We start from the raw sequence: 8048 nt of genomic DNA on the forward strand, positions 1-8048 counted from the left end.
GCCGGGCACGGCGAGGACTCCGACGGCGCGCCCCCGCCGGCGAGCCAGGTCCACGCGCCGGCACCGCAGGTCACGGCGCCGGGCGACGGGCCGGCCCGGGCACCCGCCCCGGCCGTCGCGCCGCGGACGGACGACGACGGCGACGGCTGAGTCCGGAGCGCGCGGCTCAGCGCCCGCGTAGCGCGGCCTGGACGATCCGGTCGCGCGCGTCCGCGTCCGCGCCGGGTGAGCGGTCGCCGTCGAGGAGCTCGCCGAGCGCGGCCAGGAGGGGGAAGCGGTCGAGGTCGTCGGCCACCCAGCCGCGGGCGAGGCGGGCGGCGGGCACGCCCTCGACCAGGCGCCCCTGCGCCGCCATGGCATCGAGGGCGACGCTCGGGCGCTCGCCGCCGCCGACCCGGACGCCGAACACCTTGTTGCGGCCGCTCAGGCCGGTGACCTCGAGGTCGCCCACTCCGGCCGGCCCGTAGGGCGTGGCCGGGTCGCCGCCGGCGCGCGCGGTGGCCTCGCTCAGCTCGCGCACCGCGCGGGTGAACAGGGCGGCACGCAGGTCGTGCCAGGGCTGCCCGCCGGCCTCGGTGGGCAGCCCGTCGGCGATCCCGAGCGCGATGGCGTAGACGTTCTTGAGGGCCGCGCACACCTCGACGCCGGGCTCGTCGGCGCACGCCTCGACGCGGTAGACCGGCGTGCTCATCGCCTCGGCGAGCCCCTCGGCCTCGCGGGCACCGACCACCGCGACGGTGGGCCGCCCGGCCGCGACCTCGTTGGCCTTGCACGGGCCCCCGACCACGGCGAGCCGGGCCTCGGGCGCGCGGGCGCGGACCGCGTCGGGGATCAGCACCGGCCCGTCGTCGGTGGGGACGAAGCCCTTGGTGGCCAGGGCCAGGACGGCGGCCGGCGGCAGCAGCGGCAGCGCGCGGTCGAGCACGTCGGTCAGCCCGGCGGAGGAGATCGCGACGAGCACGGCCTCGGCGCCGTCGAGGGCGGCGGCCAGGTCCTCGGCGTCGTACAGGGCGCACCCCTCGGCCAGGCGCACCCCGGTCCCCGGGTGCGGCCCTCCGGCCCGCAGGGTCTCGAGGATCTCCCCGTCGAGCCACGTGCCCCACAACCGGACGTCGTGCCCGCCGGCGCGCAACGGCGTCGCGAAGGCCGAACCCATCGCGCCGGCTCCCAGCACCGTGAACCGCACGGCCGCGGAGTCTACGACTACCGGCCACGGCCGCCCGCGCTCTAGCGTGGGCGCCGCGGGGCCCTGGCGACGGCGGAGGGACGGCGATGACGGACGCGACCGGTGGGGGCGACACACCGGTTGTCATGGCCGTCGACTGCTCGACCACCGCGGCGAAGGCGCTCGCGGTCGACGCCCGGGGGCGCACCGTCTCCTCGGCCCGCCGCGACCTCGCGGTCCACTGCCCGCACCCCGGCTGGCACGAGCAGGACCCCGAGGACTGGTGGACCGCGACCCGCGACGCGATCGCCGAGGCCGTCGCCGGGCTGCACGGCCGACCGGTGCGGGCCCTCTGCCTGACCCACCAGCGGGAGTCGTTCGCCTGCCTCGACGGCACCGGCGTCGCGCTGCGCCCCGGCATCCTCTGGCTCGACGGCCGGGCCGACCAGGAGATCGCGGCTCTGGGCACCGACCACGTCCAGGAGCTCTCGGGCAAGCCGCCCGACGTCACCCCGGCGCTGTACAAGCTCGCGTGGCTGGCCGCGCACGAGCCCGAGGTGCTGGGCCGGGCCGAGCAGGTCGGCGACGTCGCGGCCTGCCTGCACCGCCGGCTCACCGGCCGGTGGGCCACCAGCACGGTCTCGGCCGACGCCCTCGGCCTGTTCGACCTGGCTAGCCGCACGTGGTCCCCGGAGCTCCTCTCGATGGCCGGCGTGCGCGTCGAGCAGCTGCCCGAGCTCCTCGCCCCCGGCGAGCCCGTCGGGGAGCTGACCGCGGAGGCGGCGTCCGCGCTCGGGCTGCCGACGAGCACCCCGGTCCTCGCCGGGCTCGGCGACGGGCAGGCCGCCGGCCTGGGGGCGGCCGCGACCGACCCCGGCACCGCCTACCTCAACGTGGGCACGGCGCTGGTGCTCGGCGTGTCCACCCCGGCCTACGTCTGGGACCGTGCCTTCCGCACCCTCGCCGGCGTCGCCTCGGGCACCTTCACCCCCGAGACGCTGCTGAGCTCGGGCACCTACCTGACGACGTGGTTCCGCACCGAGTTCGGGGCCGACGGGGACGGGCGGCCGGACGAGGCGCTCGAGCGGGCGGCCGCGGAGGCCGGGCCCGGCGCCGGTGGCCTCCTCACGCTCCCCTACTGGAACGCCGCACAGGCGCCCTACTGGGACCCGCTCGCGCGCGGGGCGATCGTCGGCTGGTCCGGCAGCCACACCCCGGGCCACGTCTACCGCTCGCTCATGGAGGCGTGCGCCTACGAGGTCCGCCTGCACCTCGAGGGCCTCGAACGGTCCACGGGGACCCCGATCACGACGATCCGGGCCATGGGCGGCGGCGTGCGCAGTCCGCTGTGGAGCCGGCTGCTGGCCGACGTCACGGCCCGTCCGCTGCAGATCTGCGAGGGTGAGGAGATGAGCGCACACGGCGCCGCGGTGCTCGCCGCGGCCGGCACGGACGATCCGGGCGTGCTCGCCGACACCGCCGCGGCGATGGCGCCGTCGACCCGCACCGTGGAGCCCGACCCCGCCGCGCACGAGCGGTACGGACCCTTCTACGACGCCTACCGCGGGCTCTACCCCGCCCTGCGCGAAACCTTCGTGGCGCTGGCGACGGCCCGTCGCGCGCTCGGCTCGCCCGTGACGACCCCGTGAGGGCCGCGGTGTTCCACGCGCCGGGCGACCTGCGCCTGGAGGACGTCGAGGACCCCGAGCCCGGCCCCGGCGAGATCGTCGTCGACGTACGGGCGGCGACGACCTGCGGCACCGACCTCAAGTCCTACCGGCGCGGGCACCCGAAGATCTTCCCGACGCTGCCGGCGCGGTTCGGTCACGAGTTCGCCGGGGTGGTCTCCGCGGTCGGCGACGGGGTCGAGCGCTTCCGGCCCGGGATGCGGGTCGTCGCGGCCAACACCGCCCCCTGCTACGCCTGCTGGGCCTGCACCATCGGGCGGTTGAGCCTCTGCGAGAACCTCGTGTTCCTCAACGGGGCGTTCGCCGAGCGGGTCGCGGTCCCCGCCGCCATCACCGCGCGCAACACCTTCGAACTGCCCGACCACCTCGACTTCGCCGCCGCGGCCCCCGTCGAACCCCTGGCCTGCGTGGTGCACGGCGTCGCGGAGAGCGGCATCGGGCTGGGCGACACCGTCGTCGTCCACGGCGCCGGACCGATCGGGCTGATGTTCGTGCGCCTCGCCGTCCTGCGCGGCGCCGCCGTCGTCGCCGTCGACGTCTCCCCCTGGCGCCTGGAGCAGGCGCGGGCGGCCGGGGCGTCGGAGACCGTCGACGTGAGCGCCGACGACGGGCCCGAGGCGCGGGCGGCGCGGGTGCGCCGGGTGACGCCCGGCGGGCGGGGCGCCGACGTCGGCGTCGAGGCCGCGGGCCTGCCCGAGGTCTGGGAGCAGGCCGTGCGCGCGCTGCGCCCGGGCGGGACGGCCGTGCTGTTCGGCGGGCCGGCCGCCGGGTCGACGGTCACCATCGACGCCGTCGCCATGCACTACGCCGAGTACACCCTCAAGGGCGTCTTCCACCACACGCCGGAGCACGTCGCGACCGCGGTCGGCCTCCTCGCCGGGGGCCAGGTGGACGGCGACTTCCTCGTGACCGAGACCCGCCCGCTCGACCGCCTCGTGGAGAGCCTCGAGGACATGGCCGCCGGTCGCGGCAGCAAGTACGCGCTCGTCCCCTGAAGTCCCGACCCGCCGACGTCCACGAGAGGAGCGGCGATGCTGCTCGCCGAGGTCCGCCAGGAGATCGCCGACGCCTGTCGCACGCTGCAGGAGCGGGGGCTGGTGGTGGGCACCGCCGGGAACATCTCGGTCCGCGTCGACGACCTCGTCGCGATCTCCCCGAGCGGGGTGGACTACCCGGGCCTGACGGCCGACGACGTCGGTGTCCACCGCCTCGACGGCTCCCCCGTCGAGGCGCCCCTCAAGCCGTCGAGCGAGTTCCCGCTGCACCTGGCCGTCTACGCCGAGCGCGACGTGGCGGCGATCGTCCACACCCACGGGGTGCCGTCGTCCGCGCTCTCCACCGTCGTCGACGCGGTGCCGACGTCGCACTACTACTCCGCGCTGTTCGGCGGCCAGGTCCGGGTCGCGCCCTACGCCCGGTTCGGCTCCGACGCCCTCGCGGCGAACGTCCTCGAGGCGCTGCGCGACCGCACCGGCGCGCTCATGGCCCACCACGGCGCCGTCACCCTCGGGCCGTCCCTGGCCAAGGCGCTCGACCTGGTCGCCTACCTCGAGTACATCTGCGACCTGCAGCTGCGGGCGCTGGCCACCGGCCTGCCGGTGCGCACGCTGAGCACCGAGGAGATCGAGGGCGTGGTGGCCGACCTGGCGGGCTACGGCCAGCAGCGCTGAGGAGACCCGGCCGGGCGGCGGGAGCCACCCGGCCGGGCCGGACTCACGCGGCCGGGCCGCCGAAGTACTGGTAGCTGCCCCAGCTCGACCCGCTGTTCATGGTGCAGCGGATCGTGTACGCGGTGGTCGGGCAGCCGCTGGCCGCGGCGTCGACCTCGGGCACCCCGGCCAGGTCGGCGAGCGCGCCGCCGACCGTCGACTGATAGCGCAGGTTGCTCTGGAACGCCGCCCGGGAGTACCCGGCCTCGGCGTGGTGGCCGCTGCCCATCTGGTCGGTCGTGGAGCAGGGGTTGCCCAGCGCCGAGTAGACCTCGCCGCCGAACGAGACCCACTGGGCCTGCGTCGCGAGGCCGGTCCCGAACAGCGACGCCGGGTAGTAGCCCATCCACGTCCACGGGCCGTTCCGGTCCGTGGCGAAGCCGAGCCACCAGTTGCCGGAGAAGAGCTGGAACTTCAGGCCGATCACGAGCTGGGTCGGGTTGCCGTACCCGCTGCTGCCGTTGATCCGGATGCCGGGGTAGATCGATGCGTCGTGCTGCACCCAGCCCTGGTGCAGCCGGTTGTACCCGCCGACCTTGTCCCCGTCCGACGCGTAGCCGTTGGTGGTGAAGTAGCTGAACACGTGGTTCGCGAGGTCGCCGTTGAGCGCCTTGTCGACCGTCAGCCCGGCCTCCACCGACTGGACGTGCGGGGTCTGGTAGTTCTGCAGCCAGGTCTGGGAGATCGAGTGGTCGTCGCCCGGCGAGGACGGGATGCCGACCTGCGGGTCCCAGACGTTGTACCAGCCCTCGCAGCCGTAGCAGGTCACGCTCTGCGACGACGTCGAGTGGAAGTAGCCAGCCGGGTCCGGGTCCGTGGGCTGCAGGTTCGCCCGGTTCACGTTCACCCGCAGGCCGCCGCGCTTCGGCCCCTGCCCCGTGGCGAGGGCGTGGCTGATCGTGCCGGGGTCGGGTCGCAGGATCGGCACGGTGCCCGCCGGTCCCCCGGTCCCGACGTCGAGGCCGGCGACCTCGATCTGGACGTCCCGGTCCGTCGCGTCGGCGGTGGTCGTCGTGGCCGAGCTCGGCGGCGGGGAGGCGAGCGGCCCGACCCCCTGGCGGTCGGCGGGAACCCAGTCGAGCACGTGCCCGGCGGGGGTGGTGGTGGTCGCGGCGACGTGCAACGCGTCGTGGCGCGCCCGGAGGCGGGCGGCGATCTCGGTCGCGACGCTGCGGTCCTGGATGTCGGTCATGGTGGTGCTCCCTCGGAGTGGGTGCGGATCGGGATCGGTCGGTCGGATCGGGATCGGATCGGGGTCGGTGACGGGCTCAGGCGGTGACGGCCGCGAGCAGGGCGCGGACGTTCGGCACCCCGAGACCGGTGACGAGGTCGAAGCCCGGCGTCGCGTGGTAGGCGCCGTTGCTGCCGGCCGTGACGTCGCGGAAGCAGTCGCTGCCCGCGAGCGGGTAGAGGACCGGGCCGAGGAACGGCAGCGGCGTCATGCCCGCGTCCGCGCGGGCCTGGTTGAGGAGGGCGCAGAAGCCGGCCCAGATCGGGGCGCTCCAGCTCGTCCCGCCGTACTGCACGACCTGCCCGCCGAGGACGACGAAGCCACCCTGCTCGGGATCGGCGGTGAGGCCCACGTCGGGGACCAGGCGCTGCGTGCCCCCGACGCCCGGTCCCTGCTGCCACGCCGGCCGCGGGAAGTAGACGCTGCGGCCGCCGCCGCTCCCCGACCACCCGCGCTCGCGGGCGACGCTGCCGTCGGCGGCGAGCTCGAGCGTCGTCCCGCCGACCCCGATCACGTAGGGGTCGGACGCCTCGAACTCCGCCTGCAGCGGGCCGGTGGCGCTGTGCCCGGTCCCGTCGGGGTTCGAGCCCGCGTCCCCGGAGGAGACGAAGACGTTGACGCCCAGCGCGGCGAGCTTGAGGAACTTCTGGTGCTCGACGGCGACCTCGCCGCCGGGCCCGTTGAGGTACAGCTCCCCCAGCCCGAGGCTGATCGAGAGCTGCCGCAGCCCGGGCCGCTGGGCCGCGTCGGCGAGGATCCGGTCCAGGGCACGGTCGAGGTCGGTGAACGCGAGCGACCCGGTGGCGTAGATGCGGACCGTCGCGCCGGGCGCGATGCCGCTGGTCCACTCGGCGTCCAGCGTCTCCTCCCCCTCCGGCACGGGGAGCTGCCCGTTACCGACGTGGACCTTCTCGACCTGGGAGAGCGCGACCGAGAGGCCGTTGCGCTTCCAGAACTCCTCGAGGTCCGAGTCGGCCGGGAACGTGTCGATGAGGATCGCGATCGTCTGGCCGCTGCCGTCGACGGTGAGGCCGTCGGCGCCGTACGCCCCGAGGATCTCGGCGACGGTGTAGGGCGGGGCGTTGTCGACCTCGGTGGTCGGGGTGGCCGCCGGCGTGACACCCAGCCCGGCCCGGTTGCCGTCGCGGGGGGTGCGGCGCCGCGAGCTCTTCGACGCCTGGACGAAGGGCTGGGTGCCGCCGATGGCCTGCACCGCGGCGCCCACCTCGGCCGGCAGGCTCGGTGCGTTCCGGGCCGCGGTGTAGGTGAACCCGTTGCGGCTCACGCGGACCATCTGCACCTGGAGGCTCGAGGCGATGACGTCCGCCGGGGCGCTGGCGTAGACGCTGGAGCCGTCGGCGGCGACGTCCTCGATGGCGTACCCCTCGCCGCGCAGCCAGTCCTGCAGCGCCGTCGCGGCGGCGTCCTGCGCGCCGTAGTGGGTGGCGAGGTCGGCACCCGACACCGTCTCGCCGCGCGCCACCCGCGCCTCGAGGTCGGCCTGGGCGCCGTCGGGCATCGCCAGCGAGAAGTGCAGCGTCAGGCGGTCCGCCCGGTGCTGCTCCCCGGCGGGATGGACCATCAGGCCGTTCGGCAGCGGCCCGGACTCGACGGGGACCGGGACGACGCTGTCGTGGAAGATCTTGCGATCGGACATGGGCGCACCTGCTCGATGTGGGCTCCCGGCACCGGGAGCGACGTGACGGTCGCCGGGCGTCCGCCGTCGGCGGCGGGCCCGGACACCGGGAACGAGGCGCGGGACGGGCCGCCAGATACGTCCCGGCCCCGGGGTCGTGCGCGTCCGTGGCCGCGCGTCGCGTCACCCGGGGATCCCCCGGGGTCGGGCGCCGGCCGGTCCGCGGCGACCCCCGGGGTTCGACGGATCCGCCCCGACCTGGGCTTTCACAGGCTCCTCGGTAGTCGAACGAGGAGTTGCGGATGTCCACGGCGGTCGCGGTCACGGGGTGGAGCACGGCGGAACTGGTCGAGGCGGCGCGACGGAGCGAGCCCGCGGCGTGGGAGGAGATGGTCGAGCGCTACGGGCCGCTGGTGCGGGGCGTCGTGCGTCGCCGCCGCCTCCAGGACTGCGACGTGGCGGACGCGGTGCAGAACACCTGGCTGCGCGCCATGGAACGCCTCGGCACATTGGACCGGCCCGAGCGGCTGCCGGGCTGGCTCGCGAGGGGGGCCGCCCGCGCGGCGCTGGCCGTGATCCGCCGGTCGGGCCGGGAGGTCGTCGCCGGCCACGCCCTGCC

7 protein-coding genes are annotated in these 8048 nt (G+C 75.8%); 4 read left to right on the top strand and 3 right to left on the bottom strand.

Annotated features, from left to right (window positions below):
* Window positions 1-166 precede the first annotated feature (166 nt).
* A complete protein-coding gene (locus tag AC0CYZ_RS19670; protein WP_472218385.1) occupies window positions 167-1186 on the bottom strand; it encodes an NAD(P)H-dependent glycerol-3-phosphate dehydrogenase in 1020 nt (339 codons plus the stop codon).
* A 125-nt stretch (window positions 1187-1311) separates the two neighbouring features.
* Between AC0CYZ_RS19670 and AC0CYZ_RS19675 the strand changes: the two genes are divergently transcribed.
* Genes AC0CYZ_RS19675 through AC0CYZ_RS19685 form a run of 3 tightly spaced genes read left to right on the top strand, consistent with a single transcriptional unit; the run spans window position 1312 to window position 4523 of the window.
* Entirely contained in the window at window positions 1312-2814 is a 1503-nt protein-coding gene (locus AC0CYZ_RS19675) for a xylulokinase (protein ID WP_472218387.1), read from the top strand.
* Entirely contained in the window at window positions 2811-3848 is a 1038-nt protein-coding gene (locus AC0CYZ_RS19680) for a zinc-dependent alcohol dehydrogenase (protein WP_472218389.1), read from the top strand. The genes AC0CYZ_RS19675 and AC0CYZ_RS19680 overlap by 4 nt, the downstream gene beginning before the upstream one ends.
* Before the next feature lie 36 nt (window positions 3849-3884).
* The gene (locus AC0CYZ_RS19685; protein WP_472218391.1) at window positions 3885-4523 is read left to right on the top strand and encodes a class II aldolase/adducin family protein; all 639 of its coding nucleotides are present in this window, start codon (window positions 3885-3887) and stop codon (window positions 4521-4523) included.
* A gap of 43 nt (window positions 4524-4566) precedes the next feature.
* Here AC0CYZ_RS19685 and AC0CYZ_RS19690 read toward each other — a convergent pair whose 3' ends face one another.
* Together AC0CYZ_RS19690 and AC0CYZ_RS19695 are read right to left on the bottom strand one after the other, a co-directional pair.
* Entirely contained in the window at window positions 4567-5754 is a 1188-nt protein-coding gene (locus tag AC0CYZ_RS19690) for a neprosin family prolyl endopeptidase (RefSeq protein ID WP_472218394.1), read from the bottom strand.
* A gap of 76 nt (window positions 5755-5830) precedes the next feature.
* On the bottom strand, window positions 5831-7450 hold the full coding sequence (locus AC0CYZ_RS19695) for a S53 family peptidase (protein WP_472218395.1): 1620 nt from the start codon (window positions 7448-7450) through the stop codon (window positions 5831-5833).
* Window positions 7451-7731: 281 nt separating this feature from the next.
* Here AC0CYZ_RS19695 and AC0CYZ_RS19700 point away from each other — a divergent pair.
* Window positions 7732-8048 (top strand): RNA polymerase sigma factor (locus AC0CYZ_RS19700; RefSeq protein WP_472218397.1); only part of this gene is annotated, 317 nt, incomplete at its 3' end.

Source organism: Actinomycetospora sp. (genome assembly GCF_055612215.1).

Bases quoted from the DNA above. Each gene is read 5' to 3' on its own strand.
- AC0CYZ_RS19675 (WP_472218387.1), top strand. From the start codon at position 1,312: ATGGCCGTCGACTGCTCGACCACCGCGGCGAAGGCGCTCGCGGTCGAC.
- AC0CYZ_RS19685 (WP_472218391.1), top strand. From the start codon at position 3,885: ATGCTGCTCGCCGAGGTCCGCCAGGAGATCGCCGACGCCTGTCGCACG.
- AC0CYZ_RS19690 (WP_472218394.1), bottom strand. From the start codon at position 5,754: ATGACCGACATCCAGGACCGCAGCGTCGCGACCGAGATCGCCGCCCGC.
- AC0CYZ_RS19695 (WP_472218395.1), bottom strand. From the start codon at position 7,450: ATGTCCGATCGCAAGATCTTCCACGACAGCGTCGTCCCGGTCCCCGTC.